This window comes from Candidatus Thiothrix sulfatifontis (assembly GCA_022828425.1).
Lineage (GTDB): Bacteria > Pseudomonadota > Gammaproteobacteria > Thiotrichales > Thiotrichaceae > Thiothrix > Thiothrix sulfatifontis.
Genome location: CP094685.1, coordinates 3118253 through 3143246, shown reverse-complemented (window position 1 = coordinate 3143246; position 24994 = coordinate 3118253). Strand labels below are relative to the sequence as shown.

Sequence of the window (24994 nt, the reverse complement as noted above, 5' to 3'; positions counted from 1 at the left end):
ATTGTAGGGGATTCCTTGGAAGAACACGACTTATTACAAAGCATCCTGCTGTTGTTGGTGATGTCCGTCGGGGCGGTTGCTGCCTTCCGCACCTTGCACTTGCCGCCTATTTTGGGCTATCTACTCGTGGGGACGCTAACCGGAACTCATGGATTAGGCTTTATGCCCGATAGCGCAGGCTTGATCTTCATGGGGGAAGTCGGGGTAGTATTCCTATTGTTTGCCATTGGGTTGGAATTTTCACTCAAGCAATTCATGGCAATGCGCACCACGATTATTGGCTTGGGCGGGTTGCAGGTGGTGATTTCTACGCTATCCGGCGTTGCCATTTTGTCGTATTTCGGGGCGCATTGGAGCAGTGCGCTGGTCGCAGGCGGTGCTATGGCGATGTCATCGACCGCGATTGTGGTCAAGCAATTGACCGATCAGGCGGAAATGCGTGCGGCTCACGGGCAATCGGCGTTGGGAATTTTGCTGTTTCAAGACATTGCTGTCGTACCCTTTTTGGTCATGATTCCGTTGTTGGCGGGTGGCGCGGATTTGACTGTAAATCCCAGTGAGTTAATGTTGACTATTCTTTCCGCTGCGTTGCTGTTTGTCGCCATGATGTTGGTGGGGCATTACACGCTGCGACCGTTGTTTCAGTATATTTCTCGCGCTGAATCGGTTGAATTGTTCAATATTACGGTATTGCTGGTAGCGCTGACGGCGGCGTGGTTGACGCAATCCATGAATTTGTCATTGGCATTGGGGGCGTTTTTAGCCGGAATGTTGCTGAGTGAAACCGAGTACAAGCACCAGATTGAAAGTGAGATCCGTCCGTTTCGCGATATTTTGATGGGAATCTTTTTTATAACGGTCGGGACGAAGTTGGATATTAGCATTCTGCCTTCGTTGTGGCTGCCGGTATTATTGCTAGTATTGGGTGTGATCGTGGGCAAAGGCTTACTGATTGCGCTGCTAACCCGTTTGTTTGTGAAAAATAATGTGACTTCATTGCGCACCGGGTTGGTGCTGGCGCAAGGCGGGGAGTTCGGATTTGCGCTGCTGACCTTGGCGTTAAACAATGAAGTGATGTCATCGAGTGAAGCACAAACCACCTTGGCGGCCATTGTGATTAGCATGGCTATTTCGCCATTCTTGATTCGCTACAACGAGAAAATTACCCATTTTTTGTTGGCGGATACTTATACCCACGAGCGTTTCAAAGAAGCAGAAGAGGTCAATACGGCTGTTAATGAGGTGGAAAATCACGTGATTCTCTGCGGTTATCGGCGCATGGGGCAGAGCATTGCGCGTTTTTTACAAGAGCAGGGCGTGCCATACATTGCATTGGATCTTGACCCTAGCATTGTGGAAAGAACGTGGGAGGCGGGGGATCCAGTGCATTATGCGGACGCTGCCCGCCCAGAAATTCTGATGGCGGCTGGTTTGGAACGCGCCCGCATGGTGGTGATTACCGTGGTGGAAGTCGAAGTCGCCAAACGCATTATTGAAGCGGTGCGTCTCAAGCGTGCCGATATTCCGGTCTTGGTGCGCACCCGCGACGAACGTCACTTGAAAACGTTGGAACGCTTAGGCGCTACCAGCGTGTTGCCGGAAACGCTGGAAGCCACGCTGATGATTACCCAACGCATTGTGGAGCAACTCGGCTTTAGCCCGGATGAAGTGTTCCAGATGACCGAAAAAACCCGCCGTGACAGTTACCGCGCTTTGCACAGCTATTACCACGGTGAGCGTGATAAAACCTTGCAGGTTGGTCAAAAAACCGAGGCATTTTTGCATACGTTTAGGTTGCAGGATGAAGATTACGCGACAGGTAAGCGGATTGCTGCGCTAGAATTGGAGCGCTTCTCTGTGTGCATTAAGGCATTGCGGCGCGGTGATATTCGTGGTGACGAGCCTTCTGCGGATATTTGTTTGCAAGCCGGTGATGTCTTGGTGCTAGAAGGCAGTAAGGCGGAATGTTTCCGCGAAGTGGAGACGGTTTTGCGCACGGGGGGCAAACTGGCAAAAGCAGTTGTTCCCGTGGCGGCGGATGTTTGAGGCGTAAGCGTCCGTTTGTTTTTGGGCTGGTGAATCGTATAATAAGTATATTTCTGTCTGTTAAATCCATACCACTCACACCGTGGTAAACTACCGTTTATCGACCTAATCTATTGGATATATTTCACTCTGTGGTATTCTTTTATTCAGGATATGCGTTTAATGAGATGGTTTATGTATGAAAAACCATGCTTGGTTTTACACATGCCGATAGCTTAATAATTGGTCGATTGACTTGGGGTCAACTGGAGACAGTCCGGTGAAGTTAAAATTTTTCTAACGTTTAGAAAACTTTTTGAACAGCCAGATGTCTATGGATGGTGTCGAGTCGTTTTAGATCACGCTGAGGCTATGCACGACTTCTATGGAGCGGATACAGTGTCCGTATTGAAAGGAAGCATTTGGGTGGTATCTGGATCGAATCACCGCTAATACAAGTTATTAAAGGGATTTTTACGATCACGACTCCTAAAAAGCAGTTGGCTACGGTTAATGAAACATTGTGTAGAATCGTACCAACAAATACTAAAAAGGTTGCATCAATATGACGAATACATCTTCTCGTGCCGGTCTGGACGCTTCTTTGTCTGAAACGGTTGCTCGTACTTTACAAGATTACTTGGATACGCTGGGTGATCATGAAGCGTCAAACATTTACCGTTTGGTGTTGGATGAGGTTGAACGCCCGATGCTGGAAATTATGATGCGTTATACGCACAATAACCAGTCGAAGGCTGCACAGTGCATGGGCATTAATCGTGCCACATTGCGCACTAAGCTGAAGCGCCATAACTTACTTTAATCAAAGACTAAGTGTGGACAAGAGGGGCGGTATTTATAGACCGCCCCCAATATTAAGCTCAATTTTTCAATGTTTGTTGGTACGTCTTCAACCCATCCCAATCGTTTGCGGCTGCAAGTTTAGCTTGCTCTGCCCAACTTTCTGCAAATGCCTTGCTGTAGCGAATACCGCTCGACGCCAATTTCTCGTTCAAATTATCAGTAGTCAACGCTGCAAGTTCTGCATAACGCTTAATGCCGTTGGTTTGCATTGCTTCGGCTAACTTGGGGCCAATGCCACTGAGTTTGGTTAAATCATCCGGTACAGTATCTGTTACGGTTGCAATTTCAGGTTCAACGGCTGCTGCAACGGTTTCAACGGTTTCAAGGTGTGTTTGTGGCGCTGGAGTGGTAACTTGTTCGATTTTCGCGGCTTTTGCGACTGTCAACTCTGCTTGTAAGGTGCGGTTCTGTTGTTGCAGCGTGCCATTTTCTTTGCGACTGGCTTGCAGGGCGACTTCAAGTTTTTTCTTGGGATTGGGAACAAACAACCGTACAAAAATCCATTCGATTAACCAACCGCACAGTATCCCAAGGATAAATACGCCTACTAGTTTAGACATTGTGGAACTCCATTAATTTATCAGTATTTAATGCTTTTTATTACGAAAAAAATGCTAGTGACATAGTACGTCGGACAGGCACGCTTTTAAACCCCGAATTCGTTGCGGTAAGCCTGTATCGTCTCCAGTAACGCTGCATCATGCAAATGGCTGCCAACGTGGTTGATGACTTCGCGTAAACCCACGATGCTAATTACCTGAATGCCGTACAGGGCTTGCACTTCCTGCACCGCAGATTGGGTGCCGGTGCCGCGTTCTTGGCGGTCGAGTGAAATGGCGACACTGGCTAGAGTGGCGCCCTGAGTCGCAACAATAGCCGCTGCTTCGCGAATCGCGGTACCTGCGGTCATCACATCGTCAATGACTAAAACCCGGCCTTGCAAGGGTGCGCCTACAATTGTGCCACCTTCGCCATGGTCTTTGGCTTCTTTGCGATTAAAAGCGTAAGGGTAATCTTTGCCGTGGTGTTCATACAGCGCAATCGCGGTTGCTGCCGCTAACGGAATCCCTTTGTAAGCCGGGCCAAACAGCATGTCGAACGCGATACCAGAATCGACAATGGCTTGCGCGTAAAATTTGCCAAGGCGTGACAGGGCTGAGCCGGTTTGAAACAAGCCCGCATTAAAAAAATACGGGCTAACGCGACCGGATTTGAGGGTGAATTCGCCAAAACGCAAGACGCCTTGCCCGATAGCAAAATCCAGAAAATCTTGTTGATATGTTTTCATTGGTTTAATCCTTTGCGGGTAAATTCGCTAATGCTTGTCCTAACTGAAGCACCACGTTAGCTCCTAGTGCTTGACTCCACACCAAACTAGGATTTTCCAATAATAAGATCACGGTAGAACCCATGTTGAAACGCCCCATTTCCACGCCTTTTGCCAAATGAACCTCTGGAAACGTTTGACGCTTGACGCCCCAGCCTTGCGGAGGTGTGACCAGCCCATCCCACACGGTTTCAATGGCAGCAACGTTGATTGCACCCACCAACACCATAGCCAGCTTGCCGAATTCGGTATCAAACAGCGTGACAACCCGTTCATTGCGGGCAAACAGACGCGGAATCGTGCGCACCGTATGCCCCGCGACACTGAAAAGTCGCCCCGGTACGTAAACCTGTTCGCACAAGGTTCCCGTGAGCGGCATGTGAATGCGGTGATAATCACGCGGTGACAGGTAAATGGTCACGAATTGACCCTGCATGAACGGGGCAGCACGTGCCTCATCGCCGCCCAACAATTCTACGGCAGAATATTCACGGCCTTTGGCTTGGAAAATTTGCCCTGCTTCCACCGTTCCCATTTGGCTAATGCGCCCGTCTACCGGGCTGACCAGCACCTGATTTCCGGCTGCGATTGGGCGTAGGGCGGGTTGTAATGAGCGGGTGAAAAATGCATTAAAGGTCGAATAGCTCGCTGGGTCGGGGTAGAGCGCTTCCGTCAGATTCACGTTGAAAACCTTGCTGAATAACCGGATAGCAGGTGGCACAAGCGTCGGGGATTGGATGCGTGTCAGGCGAAACACCAGTCGGGAGATAAAGTGGTGCGGCAAAATGTACAGAGGCCAAGCTTTCAGAATATCAAGTAGATTCATGCAGGATTCGTGTATTAACGGCTAAAGACAGGATAATACGGTAAAAGCGCAGCGAGTAAACCAAAAAAGGCACCCCGGAGGGTGCCCTTTAGCAAACTGTGATGCTTGCGTCAGTCTTATTTCGCAGCAGCAGGGGTTGCTGGTGCAGCAGCCGGTGCTGCTGGAGCGGTAACAGGAGCAGCAGGCATCTGCGGTGCAGTCATCATGGCTGGTGCTGCGTAACCGTTGTTAGAACCTTCAGAGTTAGAGCGGAAGTCGCTGTAACCGTTGTTAGTGGTGTTGCCTTGGCCGTAACCGTTGCCATTGCCGTACCAGTTGCCATTGCCTTTGCCGTTAGCAGCCATGTCGCTGTCGAAGTTAGTGCGGCCTTTGCCTTTGAAAGTGATCGCAAAATCAACTTCACCGTCAGCGTCGCCTTTACCACGACCCCAGCCGTTTACGTCGCCGTTGGTAGCGCCGTAACCAGTGCCTTGACCACCAGTAGCGCCATTGCCTTGGCTGGTGCCTTGACCAGAAGCAGAACCGTTATCAAAACCGTCTGTGAATTCAGCAGAAGCAGCGCCAGTGAAAGCGATCAAAGCAGCGAAAGCGATAGTATGCAGTTTCATAATTTTATTTCCTAGCAGGTTGTATTTCGAGAAGTTCAGTATGGGATAATAATAATATTAGCATTTACTAATGTAAAGAGGTTTTGCACGTTTTCTGCAAATTTTTTGTAATAACCGTGAACTTTTTGCAGAGAACTGAAAAGCCCCGTTGGATGGGGCTTTCAGAGGGTATGCAGCGCGTAAAGTCGCTTAGTCTTTGATGCGATATTCGGCTGAACGGGCGTGCGCGACCAAGCCTTCACCGCGTGCCAATACGGAAGCAATTTTGCCCAGTGTCGAGGCGCCTTGCGCCGAGCAGTCAATCAAGGATGAGCGCTTCTGGAAGTCATATACCCCCAGCGGGCTGGAAAAACGTGCGGTGCGTGAAGTGGGCAATACATGGTTCGGCCCTGCACAATAATCGCCGACGGCTTCAGCGGTGTAGCGCCCCATGAAAATTGCCCCGGCATGGCGAATCTGCGTCGCCATTTCACGCGGATTTTCCACCGAAAGCTCCAAGTGTTCGGGGGCGATGTAGTTGGCAACTTTTACCGCTTCTGCCATGTCTTGCACGTGGATCAGTACCCCACGGTTTTGCAGCGAAGTGGCAATGATCGGTTTGCGCGGCATTTCTTCCAACAAACGGTTGATGCTGGCTTTTACTTGTTCGATGAAAGCTGCATCGGGGCAGACGAGGATGGATTGTGCGTCTTCGTCGTGTTCCGCTTGGGAAAACAGATCCATGGCAATCCAATCCGGGTTGGTGTTGCCATCGCACACCACGAGGATTTCGGAAGGGCCTGCAATCATGTCGATACCGACCGTGCCGTAGACCATGCGCTTGGCGGTGGCGACGTAGATATTGCCGGGGCCGACGACTTTATCGACTGGCGGGACGGTTGCGGTACCGTAAGCGAGGGCGGCAACGGCTTGTGCGCCGCCGATAGCGAACACGCGGTCGACGTTGGAAATGGCGGCGGCGGCCAGCACCAGTTCGTTGACTTCACCGTCGGGGGTTGGCACTACCATGATCAATTCCGGCACGCCTGCAACTTTGGCTGGCACGGCATTCATCAGCACCGAAGAGGGATATGCCGCTTTGCCACCGGGGACGTACAAACCGACCCGATCCAATGCGGTGACTTGTTGCCCCAGCAAAGTGCCGTCGGCTTCGGTGTAGCTCCACGATTCCAGCAATTGGTGTTCGGCGTAAGACTTCAGGCGAGCGGCGGCGGCCTCTAATGCAGTACGCTGTTCTGGCGTGATTTTGGTGAGCGCTGCTTGCACGCGGGCGGCGGGAATTTCCAGTTCCGCCATGCTGCCCACACTCATGCGGTCAAAGCGGTTGGTGTATTCCACCACGGCGGCGTCGCCACGCTTGCGCACATCTTTCAAAATGCCGTTGACGGTGTTGAATACCGCGTCATCGGAGACGCTTTCCCATGCCAGTAGGTCTTGCAGTTTCGACCAGAACGCGCTGTCAGTGGTGCTTAATTCGGTAATGTTGAGCATGTTTAACCCCTGTTGTTACGCCGTGCTTCCACCGCTTCCGCCAACTGGTGCAATACCGCATCGGTGGTCTCGAAGTTGATGCAAGCGTCGGTGATGCTTTGCCCATAGACCAGTGCTTCGCGCGGTTTGCCGTCGGCTTTTTGATTGCCTTCGACCAAGTGGCTTTCGATCATGACGCCGGTAATGGCTTTGTTGCCTGCGGCGATTTGCGCTGCCACATTCGCGGCGACTTCCGGTTGACGGCGGTAATCTTTGTGGCTGTTGGCATGGCTGAAATCGACCATTAACGACGCTGGCAGTTTGGCTTTTTCCAATGCGGCTACGGCGGCGGCAACACTCGCGGCGTCGTAATTCGGCTCTTGCCCACCACGTAAGATCACGTGGCAATCTTCGTTGCCCTTGGTCGCAAAAATCGCGGTACGGCCTTCCTTGGTGACGGATAGGAAATGGTGCGGACGAGAAGAAGCGCCAATCGCGTCAATCGCAATGTTCAGGTTGCCATACGTGCCATTCTTGAAACCAATCGGGCAAGAAACCCCAGACGCCAGTTCGCGGTGGGCTTGGCTTTCGGTCGTGCGTGCGCCAATCGCTGCCCAGCTTACCAAATCCGCCAGGTATTGCGGGCTGATCAGGTCGAGGTATTCGGTCGCCGCTGGCATTCCCTGATTGTTCAAATCCAGCAACAACTTACGTGCCATGCGCAGACCTTTGTTGATATGGAAGCTGTTATCCATATCCGGGTCGTTGATCAAGCCTTTCCAGCCAATCGTGGTGCGCGGCTTCTCGAAATACACCCGCATAATGATGTGTAACTGGTCTTGCAATTCGTCACGCAAGTGTTGCAGACGCGCCGCGTATTCCATTGCTGCATCCACGTCATGGATGGAGCACGGGCCAACCACCACCAGCAAGCGATCATCTTCGCCGTGCAGGATGCGGTGCGCAATTTCGCGGGCGTTGTGTACGGTTTCGGTGGCGGCTTCGCTCAGCGGGTATTCACGGTGCAGTTCGACGGGTGGCGTGAGTTCGTGCATACCGATGATGCGTAAGTCGTCGGTTTGGTATTTCATTGGGCGCTCCTCTGTGCGACAGCCGCCTGAATCTGGGCAATCAGCTCACGAATCGGGGCGTGTTTAAGTTTCATGGATGCTTTGTTCACGATCAGGCGTGAGGTGATGTCTGCCATGTGTTCCAGCGGAGCTAAACCATTGGCGCGTAAGGTATTGCCGGTGTCAACCACGTCGACAATGCAATCGGCTAAGCCGACCAGCGGGGCAAGTTCCATCGAGCCGTATAGCTTGATGACATCGACTTGACGGCCTTGTTCGGCAAAATAGCGGCGGGTACAGTTGACGAACTTGGTCGCGACTTTCAAGCCGGTGGTGGGTAAAGGGCGGTCGGCAAACCCGGCAACCATGAGCTTGCAACGCGCAATTTGCAGATCCACCAGTTCGTACAGGTCTTGCCCGCCGTGTTCCATCAGCACGTCTTTGCCCGCCACGCCCAAATCGGCAGCGCCGTATTGCACATAAGTCGGCACGTCAGTGGCGCGGATAATGACAATTTTCACATCCTCGCGGTTGGTGTCGAGGATCAGCTTGCGGCTGGTTTCGGGGTCATCCAAAGGTTCGATACCAGCGGCTTTTAACAGCGGCGCGGTATCTTTGAAGATGCGCCCTTTGGAGAGCGCAATGGTCAGTGTCTGTTTCACAATGTTATCCATTTACCCGTTGGATACGCGCACCCAGTCGGGAGAGTTTTTCTTCAATGCGTTCATAGCCACGGTCGGTGTGATAAATCCTATCCACCGTGGTTTTGCCTTGCGCTGCCAAACCTGCCAGCACCAGCGAGGCGGAAGCGCGTAAGTCGGTTGCCATCACCGGCGCACCTTTCAGGTAAGGCATTCCGGCGACGATGGCGGTATTGCCTTCCAAACGAATGTTGGCCCCTAGGCGCATCAGTTCGGCAACGTGCATCATGCGGTTCTCGAAAATGGTTTCGACAATCACGCCAATGCCGCGCGACACGGCATTCATCGCCATGAATTGCGCTTGCATATCGGTGGGGAACGCGGGGTAGGGGTCGGTGCGAATATCGACCGCTTTCAGGGTGCGATCCCTCATGTCGACTTCGATCCAATCCGCGCCGGTCGTGACCAATGCGCCTGCTTCGGTGAATTTGTGCAGTACAGCATCAAGTGTATCAGGTGCGGCTTTTATTGTCCTTACCCGACCGCCGGTAATCGCAGCGGCTGCCAAAAAAGTGCCGGTTTCGATACGGTCAGGCAGTACGCTGTAATCGACACCGTTGAGGCTGGTCACGCCTTCGACGGTGATTTTGTCGGTGCCTGCGCCTTTGATCTTTGCGCCCATCGCAATCAGGCAGTTGGCAAGGTCGACTACTTCCGGTTCACGCGCGGCATTTTCCAGTGTGGTCGTGCCTTCGGCTAACACGGCTGCCATCAGCAAGTTTTCGGTACCTGTCACCGTCACAATGTCCATGACGATTTTTGCACCTTTGAGGCGTTTGGCAGTGGCGCGGATGTAGCCTTCTTCCACCACAATTTTCGCACCCATCGCCTCCAAACCACTCAGGTGAATGTTGACCGGGCGTGAGCCAATCGCGCAACCGCCGGGCAGGGAAACTTCGGCTTCACCGTAACGCGCCACCATCGGCCCTAATACCAGAATCGACGCCCGCATGGTGCGCACCAACTCATACGGCGCGACAAAGTGCTGAATGGTGGATGCGTCAGTGTGAACATTATTGTGTTCATCAATGTTCACTGTCACGCCCATTCCAGCAATTACCGCAGCCAGCGTGGATACGTCTTTAAGGCGCGGCACATTGCGGATGGTCATGGGGGTTTCTGCCAGTAAGGTGGCAGCGAGCAGGGGCAGGACAGCGTTTTTCGCACCGGAGATTTCTACGTCTCCATCCAGTGTTACGCCACCTTCGATAATCAGCTTTTGCATGGTATTAAGATCCGGTTCAGTCGCTTGTCAGCAAAAGGATGGAATAATAACGAAAAGGGAACTTAAAGAACATATTGGTCTTCCAAGCATAACAAATTGGGGAATAAGGCAGCGTTAGCGCGAGGTTAGGGCTGCTGCTTACGATAACATGGGGTTAGAAATCATGATAAATGCTTACCGTTGGGGGGGGAGCCGCTGGGCTATGGCTGCTTTACTGCTGCTATTGGGTTTAAGTGCGGTTAAACCTGCCGCCGCGTTTTACAACAGCCATTCGGCGCTGGGAACGAATACCAATGAAATCATGGATGACGATTCCAGTGCACCGTTCATTGATTTAATGAAAATGGCGTTGCCATTCCGTGAAGCGCGGCAATTAAACAAAGGCAATATCGAATACGATCGCAACGGTTGGCCGAAAACGATTTCTCAAGGGGGGCAGGCGGGTACGCGCTTTGTGAGCAAATTACCGGCGGGTACGATTCCCAGCGGTCAATACATTGTGTTGTATGAAGGCGAAGGCAAGCTGGATTACCGTAACGATGCGAGCTTAGTAGCGGGTGCGCTGGGGCGCGACATCATCACTCTCGATCCGGGTAAAGACAATGAGTTGAACGCGACGCTGTTTATTCTGGCGACGAATCCGGCGAATCCCATCCGCAATATCCGTATTTTGCCGCCGGGTGGGATTTGTGCGAATAACCCGTTTCAGCGCGTGGCGGCAGCCGGGCAGTGTGCCGGGAATTACCTGTCATTCGAGCGTGATTCCAGCAAGATTATTTTTAACCCCGATTATTTGACGTATATGCGCGATTTTCGGGTGATCCGTTTCATGAATATGAGCGGGATTACCCGTAACCCGGTGTATGCGTGGGAAGACCGCGCCAGCATCGACCAGCAAACCTGGGGTGGTGCAGAGGGCATTCGCGGCGCTCCAATGGAAGTGATGGTGGAACTCGCGAACCGTTTGCACGCCGATCCGTGGTTTTCGATGCCTCATGCGGCGAGTAACGATTTTATCCGCCGCTTTGCCGAATACGTGCAAGCCAATCTGGAGCCGAGCTTGAAAGTGTACGTGGAATATTCCAACGAAGTGTGGAATGGCGTGTTTACCCAACACGCTTTTGCCAAGCAACAAGGCGTGCAAATGGGCTTAGACCCTGATCCGAATCAAGCCGCGTACAAATTTTATTCCAAGCGTTCGGTGGATGTGTTTGGCATTTGGGAGCAAGTGTTTCGCGGCAATAAGCGCGTGGTGCGGGTGATGTCCGGTTTGGTGGGCAGCACCGCGATGAGCAAAACGATTTTGTCTTATAACGGTGCTTACCGCTTTACCGATGCTTACGCGGTCGCACCGTATGTGTATGGCGAGGCGAATGCCTTGCGCAAAGCCCGTAGCGTCAGTGACATTTTCCAAGTGATGACTGACCCGAAATACCCGCATTCCTTGCCCAATGAAATCAAGTTGATTGCAAAACAGGCGGAAGTGACCAAAAGCTTCGGAGTGGATTTGATCGCGTATGAAGGCGGGCAACATTTGGTGGACATGACCACGAAATCCGATAATCAGCACCCGAATACCCTGTTTTATGCCGCCAACCGTCACCCGCAAATGGCTGCTATTTACCAGCAACTCCTGACGGGTTGGAAACAAGCGGGGGGTAAATTATTCGTACATTTCAGTTCACCGCGCATTTACCGCAAATACGGCAGTTTTGGCACGAAGGAGTACATTACCCAGCCGGATGCGCAAGCACCCAAACACCGTGCTTTGTTGGAATTCACCCGCGTCAATCGTTGTTGGTGGAACGGTTGTTCTGGGGATACTTTGGTGCGTCAGGCGAAACCGGCGGTGACATTGGAGGCAATGAAAACCCAATCCGAACCCTTGGATGCGACCGCGCCACAATACGAACCCATCCACGGCGAACCGCCGCCATTCCCCATGGGGAATATTCCGCCAGAAGATGCTGCGCCGTCGTCAGTGGAAACCACCTTAGTGACGATGCGCACGATGCCTAATGAACAATACGTGGCGGGGGGCAGTGCCTTGATTCGGCAAGCGCGGAATCCGGCGGATGTTTGGGCAGGGGCTGCGGCTTATCCGTTGCGCAATGTGTTGAATGGCAAAATCGAGGGCACGCCAGATTTGGCAGCGGTGTGGCAAGCCAGTTGGGATCAGCAATACTTGTATTTGCGGATTGGGGTGGAAGATGACCGCCCCGGCGTGAGCGATTCCACCGTGCCTTGGGAAGATGACGCGGTTGAATTGTACTTGGATGCGGATGGTTCCATGAGTCAGCAATACGACCAACGCAACGATTTCCACTTTATTGTTGATCTGAAAGCTGGCAATATTGTTTTGGGCAAAAACTCACCGAAACTTGATCGCGTACCCTTGAATCACACCGTGACCCGCTCTGGCAATGGCTACGTGCTGGATGTCACCTTGCCTTGGGCGGGTCTGGGGATTAGCCCGCGCGTGGGGCAACGCATGGGCTTGGATATTCACGTGGATGACGACGACGACGGCGGCGACCGTGACGGTAAATTGGCTTGGAAAGCCAAACAAGACGAGGCTTGGCAAAACCCGGCGCTGTTCGGTGGCGCGATTTTGGGCGAATAACAGTATCAATCAATGGGGACTTCCGATGATGACAACAGAATTACTGGCGGCGTATCACGCTGCCCATTACCAAGTGCAATACCCACAGGGCGCATTTACGCTGCGCACCGACAGCCCCTCCGTTGAATTAGCGCAGTTGTTGCGTGAAACCGGGCATACGTGCGCAGCGTTTATTACGGCTTGCAATCCGCATAGCTGGCCGTTGAGCGAGGCGGAAAATGCCCTTGCGCAACAGCAATTAGCCGCAGAGTTGGCGCAACACGGTTACATGACGATTCCCGCGATTGGCTTAGACCCGGCAGGTGAATGGCAAGGCGAAGCGAGTTTTCTGGTACCGGGCTTGGATTTGGAAAGTGCCAAATTACTGGGCGAGCAATACGCCCAGAATGCGATTTTGTGGGCAGATTCAGCCACCGCAGCGCCGCAATTGGTGCTGTTGGTGGCTTAATTTATTTGCCTTTCCAACGCACGTGGTACAAGTCATGGCGGCGGTCGCGCAGGTTTTGCACCGAGCCACTGTTGCGGGCGGTCATTAATAAATCGGGGCGCAGGTCAGCCATTGCGACCATTTCGGTGTTCGGGGTGGTGTCGGCGGCGATCCCGTCACGCGCAAATGGCAGGTCGCAGGGGGTAAGAATGCAGCTTTGCGCGTATTGAATATCCATATTGGCGACGTTGGGCAGGTTGCCACAGTTGCCGGACATCACTACGTAAATCTGATTTTCGACCGCGCGTGCCTGACAGCAATAACGCACCCGCAAATAGCCTTGGCGTTCATCGGTGCAAAACGGCACGAAGAGGATTTGTGCGCCCTGATCGGTGAGGTGGCGTGCTAACTCAGGAAATTCCGAATCGTAGCAAATCAGTACCCCGATGGGACCGCAATCGGTTTGAATGACATCCAGCTCACTGCCGCCTTCGATGTTCCACCAATACGCTTCATTGGGCGTGGGGTGAATTTTGGCTTGTGCGTGTACCGTGCCGTCACGCAGGAAAATGTAGCAAATGTTTTCCACCCGTCCATTCGGCATCCGCGTGGGGTGCGAGCCGCCAATAATGTTGATATTGTAACGCAACGCCAGGTCGCGCATGGCTTCGCGGAATTGCGGGGTGTATTTGGTGAGCGCTTCAATGGCTTCCACGGGGCTTAATTGCTGCGATTCCATCGACAATAATTGCAGGGTGAAGAGTTCGGGGAATACCACGAAATCGCCTTTGTAATCGGCTACCACGTCCACGAAGTAGGCGACGGCTTCCATGAATTCCTCGAACGATTGCACTTTGCGTTGCTGGTATTGCACCGTGCCGACGCGCACGCTATCGGGTTGGCGTTTGCCGTAGTTTTTCTGTTTGCCTTTGGCGGGCGTCTGCGCGACTTTGGGGTTGCGCCACATCATGTGGACACCGTAACCCATTGATTGGTAATCAGCATCCAGATAATGCGGGATTAAGCCGATGAACTCGAAATCATTGCGTAGCTGGAAGGAAAGTACCGGGTCGCGTTGTTCCTTTTTGCGCACGGCTTCGACATACGCTTCCGCCGTACCGTAGCGCTTGATGCGGCTGGCAAGCGTAGGCAAACGCCCGGCGAAGACGATGCCTTTCAGCGCGAGGTCTTGCGCTAGTTGTTTACGGGCATTGTACAAGCGTTGCCCGATGCGGTAGCCACGGTAGTTGGGGTCGACGCACACTTCCATGCCGTAAAGCCATTCGCCGTGGGGGTCGTGGGTCGCGATGTAGCCATTGCCGGTGATTTCGCTCCAGTCGTGCTGCTTAAAGGCGCGTTGCTCATTGACGCGCAGGGTGGCGCAGTAGCCGACGATTTTGTCGCCCGCGATGACCACAAATTGCCCTTCTGGGAAATGGTTTTGCTGCCCGATCAGTACCGGCTCTGGGTAGCCGTACATCCCCGTGCCTGCATAAACGCGCTCGGATAACGCCGCAATTTGTGCAACGTCATCCAGCTTGGCTTGACGGAGCTGGAGCTGGATAGCGGGGTCGGACAGTGTGTTAGTGGTAGCCATGCAAGGTAGTTTTGGTGTTGGTTGAAAGGCGCATGATATACCGAAGCGGCGTAAAGCGTCAGTATCCCGTGCTGGAATACCAAACTCCCGTCAAATACCTTCACTAATCGGTCATTGAACGTTAAAGTAACCGGCAATTAGACGCCGTTTTGAAGGTCATCACCCTTATGAACATCCCGCCCGAAGAACTCGATTTCCAACCCATCCGCGCTCAAGGCTCCGGCGGGCAAAACGTCAATAAAGTCTCGACCGCGATTCACCTGCGTTTCGACATCCGCGCTTCTTCCTTGCCGGATAGTTGGAAAGAAAAGCTGTTGAGCTACGCTGACCAGCGCATTTCCGGCGATGGCGTGGTGGTCATCAAGGCGCAAACCCACAACAGTCAGGAAAAAAATCGGGCGGACGCGCTCGAACGCTTGCAACAATTAATCGCGGACGCGACCAAAGTGCAAAAGAAGCGCAAAGCCACGCGCCCGACGTTTAGCTCGCGGCTCAAACGGCTTGACAGCAAGAAAAAGCACAGCGATATTAAATCGGGGCGTAAAAAAGTCGATTATTAGGATTATGTAAGCCGAGGTATGGGATGGAAGCACGGAAATTTGCAACAGTCGATGACTTGCTAATGGCTGCATCTGTCGATGGGCGCATTGAACTGATTAGCGGTGAAATTGTGAAACGCCCGATGGCGCGGTTTGCTCATGCGCAGGTGCAATCGGGTCTTTCTGATGAAGTTTCCCCCTTCAAACGCCGTAAAGGTGCAGATGGCTGGTGGATTGTGACGGAAATCAGCGTGCGTTACAGCGAACATCATTGCCCAACCCATGATCTTGCCGGATGGCGTAAGGCGCGTGTGCCGAATCCACCAGAGGGTGTGGTGGATATTTTGCCTGATTGGGTGTGTGAAATTACTTCGCCGGGGCATGAAAGCAAGGATTTGGTGATGCACCTGATGCGCTTACAGGTGTACCAAGTGCCTTATTATTGGGTGATTTCACCAGAGAATAAAACCCTGATTGCTTATGAGTTGGCGGGGGAGCATTACCGCGTGGTGTTTTCCAAAGAGTGTATCGCGGTTGAAGATTGCCAGCGGGTATTTATTCCCCCGTTCGCTGAACAGGGGATTGATTTGGGGTATGTGTTTGGGGTGCAGGCGTAAAAGCCGACTATTAGCAATGCTGTTTGGCGTAGTGCAGCAATAAAGCGCGGCTGTTTTGATAAGCCTGTTCTGCCTGTTGCAATAACGTCGCATCCAGTTCCACATCATCCACCGCTTCCTGAAAATCCGGTAATATTTTTCCGGTGTGAATGAGCGGTGAGGTATCCCCCGCACCGGCTATGCCCGTTTTGGCAAAGCTACCGTATTCACGCGCTAACGGTTCAGTCACCCCTATCCATTGCTGTAACTGGCTTAATAAGCCGTCGGTGTCAGTGCAGACTTTTTCGGTATCAAAATAGTAATAACGTTGCGGGTGTTGCTGGGCGAAATCGGTAAGGGTTTGCAGCCGTTCAAGGTAATAGTGGGTTGCGCCAGCGGGTTGCGCATACAAATCATCGCTGGATTTTTGCCGGAATAACTTAATGATGCTTTTAATGGTTGGCTCAGGTTGGCGCAACGCAATAAAAATGACAGCATCTTGCAATGCGGGCAGGCTCAAATTCAGCCGATAATCGTTGTGCAGCAGTTTATCAAACTGATAGTGACTGTCAGGTTTTAAGCTATCGTGTTGGCTGTAATCCGCGATTTGCTGGGCTAGATCAGCGTCGCTGAGGTAGCTTTGGTGCATTTCGTAATAGCCATTGATGCGCGGGTGTGAGCCGATAATATGCCCTAGCAAACTGCTGTAGGCTCGCATGTGGCTGAGTAGGAAGATTCGGGAGTAGGGTTGAGTCATGGGTTGGGATTTCCACTTAATTAGCGATCATATTTGATATTTTAATATTCTATTTTTCACGCTCTTTTGTCATGCTCCATACCCTGCCGCAATCTCTGCATTTATAAGTATATTGTACTTTTATGAAGGTTTTTGTTACATGTTTCTCTCTGCTTTTTCCATTGCTCAATGTTTCTGTTACCTTTACTGATTGTCTCCATCTATCAATTTCATCTCCACTGTTTTGAGAGAAATTAGTGGAATTGCAGTTGGGACATCTATTTCTTATGAATTTATTCCAAAACCAAACTCCAATACTTCCAAATGCTGCTATCCACCAAGGAGTGTAATCATCAGATTTTGGTTTGTTATCAGGTGTTGTTTCTGGATGTTCTTCCTTGTCATTGATTAAATCTTTTTGATCTAAAATTTGATTCTCACTTTCTTTATTCTTATTTAATGTTTTATTTTGTGTTTCGCTGTTGCTAGTGTTATTGTTTTCTTTTATATCATTCTTGTCACCAATGCTAGGTATTGTCGTAGCATCAATAGATATTTCTTTTACATCATTTTTTGCAATGCTTTCAGTTTTATTGGAGGCTTTTTTTTCTGTATTTTCTTCGACGAGTAATTCTAATTTTGGTAAAATATCTTCATATGCGTTCCGCAAACATATCTCTGTTTGACATTGATTTCGCTCTAATTTTAGCCAGTCTTTAATCTTAGTAATAATTTCTTTTTTATTTTGAGAGCTTTTGGCATCTTCGTATAGACTATTAAGTCTATCATCTAACTCACTGATAGATGAGTCAGCACAGATCATCTTTTCAACTTGTGTCTCTGCTTTATTGCAATCAAAGCCAGCCGCAAATAGATTTTCACTCAGCAATAAAGTCAATATGGCAATTAGATGAATTTTCTTCATAAGTTTATCTTTTTGGAAATATATAAAAATAGCATTATCCATTGGTATCTGAATCTTTTTCAATTTGTTTGTGCTTTAATCTTGTTTCATGTATATCATATATCATTTTGATTAAGTTGTCTTTTACTTCAATATTGGTCAAAACAAAGTCTTTACTTTTATGATCGTAATTCAATCCTTTCTCATCTAGTAATGTTTTGATTTTATCTGATAACTCTTGATCTGAAATTCTAAAGCCAATCTTAAATTTAGGTTTTGCTCTTTTATTAAAATAATATTGATTTACTCCTGCCTTTGTAATGGCAATGTAGCTTTGTGTGTATTTTAAAGAGATAGATGGATCAATTTTTTTCAACTCTTCAACTATCTTTTTTGCTGCATTATTAACCCAAGGCGAATCTCTTTCCCAATAATCTTCTTTTACTTCTGCACTTTCAGTTTCATCATCTACTTCTTCATATATATCCATTATTTTTGTAAAGTTTACGATGTAATTATTGTCAGACTCGATAATGTCTAATTGAACGGCAATCATTGGAATATTTAAACTGAATAATTGTATTATATTAAAGTATCTTCTATTGAAGCTCTCGGCAATCAAAACAGCAAAATGTTGTCTTTGAGGAAATCTTCTTTTTTCGATGTCCCAATATTCTATACATCTAATAATATGAGATGGGTCAGTGTCTCCTAGCATAATTTCTACTTCATACATTGAAGAATCATCTAAAGATTTCATTAGAAAATCTAGTTTCCCACCTGATGATTGCCTTCTTTCTCTAGAAACTAGTTGAAGATTTTCAAACGGTAATAAAGATGGATCTTTCTCTATAATATCTTGTAACCATTTTTCATCTTTACCAACATTTCTTAAAAAAACTTTTTTTCCTGTAATGAAGGGTTTCACACTTTATCCTTGTAATTTCTTTAAAAACTGTTTAATACACTTCGCTAATAGTTTATTAAACGGAAACCATATGTAACAGGCTATGCGAAAGTGGCCTGTCAGGACATGAAGCCACCTGTGCTATGCAGTAACTTGTCATCATCATGGCGTATTTCCCCATTTGCTAATCAATTGCGCAGGATTATACAGCCGACGAACGGTAGGCGCATTATTTTTTATTCTGGATTCGATAACCACGAAATATCAATTGTCCGGTGCTGGCGCACACAGTCACGCAAGTACAAGTTGATCGGGCTTTGGTAAGGTACACCCGTGTTTTCAGCCATTTCTTTGAAATACCCTACCACATCTTCGCCGAGCCGAATGGTGACGGACTTTTTCAGTTTGGAGGCGTAGGGATTTTTGCGAGATTTCATTTGAGACAGGTCATATTCCGCTTTCATGGCACTCTACCTTTGTAGTATTGACGTTCACAATGGCAAAATTTCATCATGGTTACATGGTATGTACAAGATTCGGCGTGTCAAGTGACAACAGCACACCGCAGTAAACATTATCCGATGTTTCGGGCTTTGCAATCGGTATTACTCTAGGTAATAATATGAGTCTAAAGTAATACTGGAGAGCTTTGGTATGAATGCGTTTGTATCGACAGTGACGCAAAAGGGACAAGTTACGATTCCCAAAAGTGTGCGAGATAATCTGCATTTAGTCACGGGAGATAAAATTGAGTTTGTCCTGAATGATCGGGGTGAAGTGGTTATCAAGCCCGTTACCCGCAAGGTGGCAGAAGTTGCCGGGTTGTTGAGCAAGTACAAAAAATCCCAGCCGGTAAGTATCGAAGCAATGGATCAGGCTGTTGCCCAATACATCAGGAATGAGGCTTTATGAAGGCTGTTGATACCAATGTGCTGGTGCGCTTTTTGGTGCAGGATGACGAAAAGCAGGCGCAAATTGCCACCAAATTATTAGCGGATGCGGAAGCTGACAAGCAGCCTTTATTTGTGAGCAATGTGGTCGTGTTGGAAATGATGTGGGTGCTGAAAAGTGTCTATGAAGTGCCGCGTGATGAAATCCTAGACTCCCTAGGCGAATTGCTGTCTATGGTTGCGTTGGAGTTCCAAGATTCATTGAGCGTCCGCGATTTCGTTAGCAGCGCACAAAACAACACCTATGATTTGGCGGATCTGCTGATTTGTCATGTAGCGCGGGGCAAAGGCTGCGATACCACGCTGACTTTTGACAAGAAAGCTGCTAAAGCACCGCATTTCACCAAGTTGCAATAAGTCGATTGACGCGCTACATCAACAGCAGCCAACTCGCAAATAATACCCCCGCCACCATCACCCAGCCCGGTAGTGATGACGCGGGAGCTTTTTTCTTCGGTTTACCGGATAAGGCGGCTTCCAGCTCTTTGCAAGCATCTGCGTGAACTTTAACCTCATAAGCCCCCCCAATGATCTTGGACTCAATCAGTTCCTTACGCAATTGCTCTTTAATGCCTTCTTTTATCCCCGCCAATTTGCCGACTTGTTTGCCCTGCGCCAGCCCTTGCGCATAGCCCAACCATGAACCTGCTGCCGCACCCAACAGCAATAAAAACGACACTGTAAGAATATCCATAATCAGCCCCGAAATTTGCCCGACGAAAGCCATAAACGGATTATCTTGCAATAATCGCCCGGATACCGTGACGACTATCACATTGCGGTTAAGTTTCGGTTAAAGTTGGGCAATAAACGCGAGAATATCCGCAACCGGCACTTTCACCGCATCGCCGCCACTCCGCGCTTTGTATTCCAACTCGCCCGCTTGCAAACCACGCTCAGAAATAATGACGCGGTGCGGAATGCCCAACAATTCATGGTCGGCAAACATCGCACCGGGGCGCAACGCACGGTCATCCAGCAACACATCCACGCCCGCTGCTTGCAATTGCGCGTAAAGTTCTTCTGCTTTCGCTGCCACATCCGGCGATTTCTGCATATTCAGCGGCGCAATCACCAGCGTGAAGGGTGCAATCGCCGCAGGCCAACGAATCCCGAATTCGTCGTTATTTTGCTCAATCGCCGACGCAACCACGCGGGAAACACCGATGCCGTAGCAACCCATCGTCATCACTTGCGCCCGTCCGCTTTCATCCAACACCGTGGCATTGAGTTTTTCGGAATAGGTTTTGCCCAACTGGAAGATGTGACCGACTTCGATACCGCGCACGATAGACAGTGTGCCGCAACCATCAGGGCTAGGGTCGCCTTCGATCACATTGCGCAAATCGGCAATTTGCGGCAGCGCGACATCGCGTTCCCAGTTGATGCCGAAGAAGTGTTTGCCGTCAACATTCGCACCTGCGCCAAAGTCCGACATGTTCGCGACAGTACGATCAGCAATGATCGGAATAGTCAAACCGACTGGCCCCAATGAGCCGGGGCCTGCACCGATCAGGGCGCGAATCTCATCTTCCCGTGCAAACTGCAATGGCACGGCAACGCCGGGGATTTTTTCCGCTTTGATTTCGTTGAGGGTATGATCGCCACGTACCAGCAAAGCAATGAAGGCGTGCTCGGAATCTTCCGCTGCTGCCACGATCAAGGTCTTAACCGTTTTCTCGATTGGCAAGCCAAATTGCGCCACCAATTCTTCGATGGTTTTGGCGTTAGGCGTGTCGACTTCGCGCATCGCTTCAGTTGGCGCGGCGCGTTCGGCGATCAGGCACACTGCTTCCGCCAGTTCGATATTCGCGGCGTAGTTGCTGCCACTCGCGAACGCAATCGCGTCTTCACCCGAATCAGCCAGTACGTGGAATTCGTGCGAAGCGTTGCCGCCAATCGAGCCGGTATCCGCTTGCACCGGGCGGAAATCCAAGCCCAAGCGCTGGAAGATGCGCGAATACGCCGCAAACATAATGTCGTAAGTTTCCTGCAACGATTCTTGTGTGGCGTGGAAGGAATACGCATCCTTCATCAAGAATTCACGCGCACGCATGACGCCAAAACGCGGGCGTACCTCGTCACGGAATTTGGTTTGAATCTGGTAGAAATTGATCGGCAATTGCTTGTAGCTGCTCAATTCTTTGCGGGCGTAATCGGTAATGATTTCTTCGTGCGTCGGGCCGTAGCAAAAGTCACGGCTGTGACGGTCACGGATGCGCAGCAATTCCGCGCCGTATTTTTCCCAACGCCCGGATTCTTGCCACAATTCGGCAGGCTGGATGGAGGGCATCAGCACTTCAATCGCGCCCGCGTTATTCATTTCTTCACGCACGATGGCTTCGACTTTGCGCAATACGCGCAAGCCATACGGCATCCAGGTATACAAACCGGAGGCGAGGCGGCGAATCATGCCCGCACGTAGCATTAATTGGTGGCTGATGACTTCGGCATCGGCGGGGGTTTCGCGCAGGGTGGTGAGGGGGAATCGGGAAACTCGCATGGTGTTGTCTTCTATCCGGTATGGGAAACCGCCAATTATAGATTTCATCGCGCCTTTGCGAAACCCTTTCTGAAAATTGGCGCTAACGGTTTGTTAGGTAAAACTTATTTCAAATTTGATCGAGATCAATGTTGTTGCACCGCAATCGGGCGTATTTTGCGGATACTTGTTTTGGTATGTATGGCGTTTAGCTTTTCGGAGGCAACATGATTACGGATGAAGTCGTCGACCTGTCACGGCTGCAATTTGCGGTGACTGCTCTTTACCATTTCCTATTTGTACCCTTGACCCTTGGTATGACCTTCATGCTGGCGATCATGGAGTCGGTCTACGTGATGACCGGCAAGCAAATCTACAAAGACATGGTGAAGTTTTGGGGGAAATTGTTTGGGATTAACTTTGCGATCGGTGTGACCACGGGTCTCACCATGGAATTTCAGTTCGGCACGAACTGGGCTTACTACTCACACTACGTTGGCGACGTGTTTGGCGCACCGCTGGCGATTGAAGGTTTGATGGCTTTCTTCCTCGAATCAACCTTCGTCGGTTTGTTCTTCTTCGGCTGGGATCGCCTGAGTAAAGTGCAGCATCTGTCCGTCACTTGGCTGATGGCGATTGGCACAAACCTTTCCGCACTGTGGATTTTGATTGCGAATGGCTGGATGCAAAACCCCATCGGTGCGGAATTCAGCTACGAAACCATGCGCATGGAAATGGTGGATTTCGCCGCTGTCCTGCTGAATCCGGTCGCGCAGGTGAAATTCATTCACACCGTCGCAGCGGGTTATGTGACAGGTGCAATGTTCGTGCTGTCGATCAGTGCGTGGTACATCCTCAAAGGGCGTGACCTTGGGTTTGCCAAGCGTTCGTTTGCGGTCGCCGCAGGTTTCGGCATGGCATCCATTTTGTCGGTTATCTTGTTGGGTGATGAAAGTGGTTACGAAGCGGGCGATGTGCAAAAAATGAAATTGGCGGCGATTGAAGCAGAATGGCATACCGAGCCAGCTCCCGCCGGTTTCAATGTAATTGCTTGGCCTGATCAAGAAAATGGCGAAAACACCTTTTCCGTCAAGATTCCTTATGCACTGGGCTTGATTGCAACGCGCTCCTTGACTGAAGAAGTGAAAGGTATCAATAACTTGGTCGAAGAAAATGTGCAGCGCATTCGCAATGGCATGACCGCTTACGGCTTGCTGCTGAAGCTGCGTTCAGGAACGGCGACCGAAGCGGAAAAAGTTGCCTTTGAAGGAATGCGTGCGGATTTGGGCTACGGCTTATTGCTGAAACGTTATACGCCGAACGTGGTCGATGCGACCGAAGCGCAAATTCAGCAAGCATCCAAAGACACGGTGCCGCACGTTGCTTCGTTGTTCTGGTCGTTCCGCATTATGGTGGCGGCAGGCGTGGCGATGCTGTTCATTTTTGCACTGGCGTTTTATTACACCGCGAAAAAGACGGCGTATGAGAAACGTTGGTTGATGCGCTTGGCTGTATTTGGGTTGCCATTGCCGTGGATTGCGATTGAATCCGGTTGGTTTGTGGCGGAAGCCGGGCGTCAACCTTGGGCAATTGGTGAGATTTTGCCAACGTTCATGGGAACTTCGACGCTAACCGAGTGGGATTTGATCGGTTCAATTGCTGGGTTTGTGTTCTTCTACACCGTGTTGTTGGTAGCGGAAATGTACTTGATGATCAAGTTTGCGAAGTTAGGGCCTAGCAGCCTGCACACCGGGCGTTATCACCATGAGAAACACGGTGGTGGTCACGCGGGCTTGGTTTACGCTGACAAAATGAACGATCAGGTCTAAGGAGCAAGCCATGATTTTTGATTACGAAACGTTTAAGTTGATCTGGTGGGTGTTGGTCGGCGTGCTGTTTATTGGCTTTGCCTTGACCGATGGCTTTGATATGGGCGTGGGCGCGTTGTTGCGCTATGTTGGGCGTAATGACGAGGAACGCCGCGTCGCGATTAATGCGATTGCACCGCACTGGGATGGCAATCAGGTGTGGTTGATTTTGGCGGCAGGGGCGATTTTTGCGGCTTGGCCAATTACGTTTGGGGCGGCGTTTTCGTCGTTTTATTGGGCATTGGTGTTGACGCTGTTTTCGCTGTTTTTCCGCCCGGTGGGGTTTGATTACCGTTCTAAGATCGCGGATACGCGCTGGCGCAATACGTGGGACTGGGGTTTGGTGATTGCGGGCGTTGTGCCGCCGTTGGTGATTGGGGTGGCATTTGGCAATTTGTTGCTGGGTGTGCCGTTTGCGTTTGATGAATTTTTGCGGATCACGACTTACGGTTCGCTGTTCACGTTGTTCCATCCGTTTGCGGTATTGGTCGGCTTGGTGAGTTTGCTGATGTTCACCATGCAGGGCGCGACGTATTTAATGCTGCGTACCGATGACGTGGTGTACGAACGTTCACGCAAAGCGGCGCAATGGACAGCGGCGGGGGTAATTGTAACCTTCGGCTTGGCGGGCATTTGGTTGTGGGCGGGAATTGATGGGTATGCGATTACGCAAGCACCGCCGCATGATTCTTTGCCGAACCCGATTGCGAAAACGGTCGTGCCGATGGCAGGCGCGTGGTTAGCGAATTACAGCACGTATCCATTGGCGATTGCTGCTCCGTTGGCAGGCTTTGTTGGGGCTTTAGGTGTGTTGCTGTTGGCGGGGGGGAAAGGTCGCCCAGTATTGAGCTTTATCCATAGCTCGCTGTGTTTGATTGGGGTGATTATGACGGCGGGTGTGTCGTTATTCCCGTTCGTGATGCCTTCCAGCTTGAACCCGAACCACAGTTTGACGATTTGGGATTCGGCTTCCAGTCATTTGACGTTGGCAATTATGTTTTGGGCGGCGGTGATTTTTGTGCCGATTATTTTGTTTTACACCGTCTGGTGCTATAAGCAGATGTGGGGCAAGATTACGGTTAAATTCATTCGTGATAACGATCACGCCGTTTATTAATGAAATTAAGGAGATTTTACCATGTGGTATTTTGCTTGGTTGCTCGGCGTATTGCTGGCGTGTTCCTTCGGTATCATTAACGTGATGTGGCTGGAGTTTCACGGTGGCTTGGATACGGATGATGAGAAGTAA

At 50.5% G+C, this 24994-nt stretch carries 26 protein-coding genes; 11 read left to right on the top strand and 15 right to left on the bottom strand.

What is annotated here, in order from left to right:
- Positions 1–15: 15 nt before the first annotated feature.
- Positions 16–2046 carry a cation:proton antiporter gene (locus L3K52_15690; GenBank protein UOG91619.1) on the top strand — a complete coding sequence of 677 codons (2031 nt, stop codon included), beginning with the start codon at positions 16–18 and terminating at the stop codon, positions 2044–2046.
- Positions 2047–2590: 544 nt separating this feature from the next.
- Positions 2591–2848: a Fis family transcriptional regulator gene (locus L3K52_15685; GenBank protein ID UOG91618.1), complete on the top strand. Its 258-nt coding sequence runs from the start codon at positions 2591–2593 to the stop codon at positions 2846–2848.
- Between the two features lie 58 nt (positions 2849–2906).
- Here L3K52_15685 and L3K52_15680 read toward each other — a convergent pair whose 3' ends face one another.
- The 8 genes from L3K52_15680 to murA form a co-directional block, all read right to left on the bottom strand.
- Positions 2907–3449 carry a helix-hairpin-helix domain-containing protein gene (locus tag L3K52_15680; GenBank protein UOG91617.1) on the bottom strand — a complete coding sequence of 181 codons (543 nt, stop codon included), beginning with the start codon at positions 3447–3449 and terminating at the stop codon, positions 2907–2909.
- Positions 3450–3535: 86 nt separating this feature from the next.
- Positions 3536–4177 (bottom strand): orotate phosphoribosyltransferase, encoded by a 642-nt coding sequence (gene pyrE / locus L3K52_15675; GenBank protein ID UOG91616.1) that lies wholly within the window; start codon positions 4175–4177, stop codon positions 3536–3538.
- 4 nt (positions 4178–4181) lie between these two features.
- A complete protein-coding gene (gene asd, locus L3K52_15670; protein ID UOG91615.1) occupies positions 4182–5042 on the bottom strand; it encodes an archaetidylserine decarboxylase in 861 nt (286 codons plus the stop codon).
- Between the two features lie 116 nt (positions 5043–5158).
- The gene (locus L3K52_15665) at positions 5159–5650 is read right to left on the bottom strand and encodes a hypothetical protein (GenBank protein UOG91614.1); all 492 of its coding nucleotides are present in this window, start codon (positions 5648–5650) and stop codon (positions 5159–5161) included.
- Between the two features lie 189 nt (positions 5651–5839).
- Positions 5840–7141 carry a histidinol dehydrogenase gene (gene hisD / locus L3K52_15660; protein ID UOG91613.1) on the bottom strand — a complete coding sequence of 434 codons (1302 nt, stop codon included), beginning with the start codon at positions 7139–7141 and terminating at the stop codon, positions 5840–5842.
- Positions 7142–7143: 2 nt separating this feature from the next.
- Complete coding sequence (gene aroG / locus L3K52_15655; GenBank protein UOG91612.1) at positions 7144–8211, bottom strand: 3-deoxy-7-phosphoheptulonate synthase AroG; 1068 nt, start codon at positions 8209–8211, stop codon at positions 7144–7146.
- Positions 8208–8852, bottom strand: a complete 645-nt coding sequence (hisG, locus tag L3K52_15650) for an ATP phosphoribosyltransferase (protein UOG91611.1) — start codon at positions 8850–8852, stop codon at positions 8208–8210. The genes aroG and hisG overlap by 4 nt, the downstream gene beginning before the upstream one ends.
- A 4-nt stretch (positions 8853–8856) precedes the next feature.
- Positions 8857–10116 carry a UDP-N-acetylglucosamine 1-carboxyvinyltransferase gene (gene murA, locus L3K52_15645; protein ID UOG91610.1) on the bottom strand — a complete coding sequence of 420 codons (1260 nt, stop codon included), beginning with the start codon at positions 10114–10116 and terminating at the stop codon, positions 8857–8859.
- A gap of 202 nt (positions 10117–10318) precedes the next feature.
- Here murA and L3K52_15640 point away from each other — a divergent pair, with 202 nt between their 5' ends.
- Both L3K52_15640 and L3K52_15635 read left to right on the top strand, forming a co-directional pair.
- Entirely contained in the window at positions 10319–12739 is a 2421-nt protein-coding gene (locus tag L3K52_15640) for a CBM9 family sugar-binding protein (protein ID UOG91609.1), read from the top strand.
- A gap of 25 nt (positions 12740–12764) precedes the next feature.
- Positions 12765–13187, top strand: a complete 423-nt coding sequence (locus L3K52_15635; GenBank protein UOG91608.1) for a DUF3293 domain-containing protein — start codon at positions 12765–12767, stop codon at positions 13185–13187.
- 1 nt (position 13188) lies between these two features.
- Here L3K52_15635 and L3K52_15630 read toward each other — a convergent pair whose 3' ends face one another.
- The gene (locus L3K52_15630; protein UOG91607.1) at positions 13189–14763 is read right to left on the bottom strand and encodes a bifunctional GNAT family N-acetyltransferase/carbon-nitrogen hydrolase family protein; all 1575 of its coding nucleotides are present in this window, start codon (positions 14761–14763) and stop codon (positions 13189–13191) included.
- Between the two features lie 167 nt (positions 14764–14930).
- Between L3K52_15630 and arfB the strand changes: the two genes are divergently transcribed.
- Positions 14931–15323 carry an aminoacyl-tRNA hydrolase gene (gene arfB, locus L3K52_15625; GenBank protein UOG91606.1) on the top strand — a complete coding sequence of 131 codons (393 nt, stop codon included), beginning with the start codon at positions 14931–14933 and terminating at the stop codon, positions 15321–15323.
- 62 nt (positions 15324–15385) lie between these two features.
- Positions 15386–15919 carry a Uma2 family endonuclease gene (locus L3K52_15620; GenBank protein ID UOG91605.1) on the top strand — a complete coding sequence of 178 codons (534 nt, stop codon included), beginning with the start codon at positions 15386–15388 and terminating at the stop codon, positions 15917–15919.
- A 10-nt stretch (positions 15920–15929) separates the two neighbouring features.
- Here the strand turns inward: L3K52_15620 and L3K52_15615 are convergent, their stop codons facing one another.
- The 4 genes from L3K52_15615 to L3K52_15600 form a co-directional block, all read right to left on the bottom strand.
- Entirely contained in the window at positions 15930–16655 is a 726-nt protein-coding gene (locus L3K52_15615) for a hypothetical protein (GenBank protein ID UOG91604.1), read from the bottom strand.
- Between the two features lie 49 nt (positions 16656–16704).
- Complete coding sequence (locus tag L3K52_15610; GenBank protein UOG91603.1) at positions 16705–17601, bottom strand: lysozyme inhibitor LprI family protein; 897 nt, start codon at positions 17599–17601, stop codon at positions 16705–16707.
- Entirely contained in the window at positions 17594–18466 is an 873-nt protein-coding gene (locus tag L3K52_15605) for a hypothetical protein (protein UOG91602.1), read from the bottom strand. The genes L3K52_15610 and L3K52_15605 overlap by 8 nt, the downstream gene beginning before the upstream one ends.
- Positions 18467–18681: 215 nt before the next feature.
- Positions 18682–18909: a BrnA antitoxin family protein gene (locus tag L3K52_15600; protein UOG91601.1), complete on the bottom strand. Its 228-nt coding sequence runs from the start codon at positions 18907–18909 to the stop codon at positions 18682–18684.
- Between the two features lie 190 nt (positions 18910–19099).
- On the opposite strand from L3K52_15600, the gene L3K52_15595 reads away from it, so the two are divergent.
- Positions 19100–19357 carry a type II toxin-antitoxin system PrlF family antitoxin gene (locus tag L3K52_15595; protein UOG91600.1) on the top strand — a complete coding sequence of 86 codons (258 nt, stop codon included), beginning with the start codon at positions 19100–19102 and terminating at the stop codon, positions 19355–19357.
- Positions 19354–19752 (top strand): type II toxin-antitoxin system VapC family toxin, encoded by a 399-nt coding sequence (locus L3K52_15590; GenBank protein ID UOG91599.1) that lies wholly within the window; start codon positions 19354–19356, stop codon positions 19750–19752. Before L3K52_15595 ends, L3K52_15590 begins: the two co-directional genes overlap by 4 nt.
- 13 nt (positions 19753–19765) lie before the next feature.
- Here the strand turns inward: L3K52_15590 and L3K52_15585 are convergent, their stop codons facing one another.
- A complete protein-coding gene (locus L3K52_15585; GenBank protein UOG91598.1) occupies positions 19766–20089 on the bottom strand; it encodes a hypothetical protein in 324 nt (107 codons plus the stop codon).
- 99 nt (positions 20090–20188) lie between these two features.
- Complete coding sequence (locus tag L3K52_15580) at positions 20189–21898, bottom strand: proline--tRNA ligase (GenBank protein ID UOG94023.1); 1710 nt, start codon at positions 21896–21898, stop codon at positions 20189–20191.
- Positions 21899–22104: 206 nt separating this feature from the next.
- Here L3K52_15580 and L3K52_15575 point away from each other — a divergent pair, with 206 nt between their 5' ends.
- The 3 genes from L3K52_15575 to cydX are packed head-to-tail and all read left to right on the top strand — an operon-like array spanning position 22105 to position 24994.
- The gene (locus tag L3K52_15575; GenBank protein ID UOG91597.1) at positions 22105–23706 is read left to right on the top strand and encodes a cytochrome ubiquinol oxidase subunit I; all 1602 of its coding nucleotides are present in this window, start codon (positions 22105–22107) and stop codon (positions 23704–23706) included.
- A 13-nt stretch (positions 23707–23719) separates the two neighbouring features.
- Complete coding sequence (gene cydB / locus L3K52_15570; protein UOG94022.1) at positions 23720–24862, top strand: cytochrome d ubiquinol oxidase subunit II; 1143 nt, start codon at positions 23720–23722, stop codon at positions 24860–24862.
- A gap of 21 nt (positions 24863–24883) precedes the next feature.
- On the top strand, positions 24884–24994 hold the full coding sequence (gene cydX / locus L3K52_15565; protein ID UOG91596.1) for a cytochrome bd-I oxidase subunit CydX: 111 nt from the start codon (positions 24884–24886) through the stop codon (positions 24992–24994).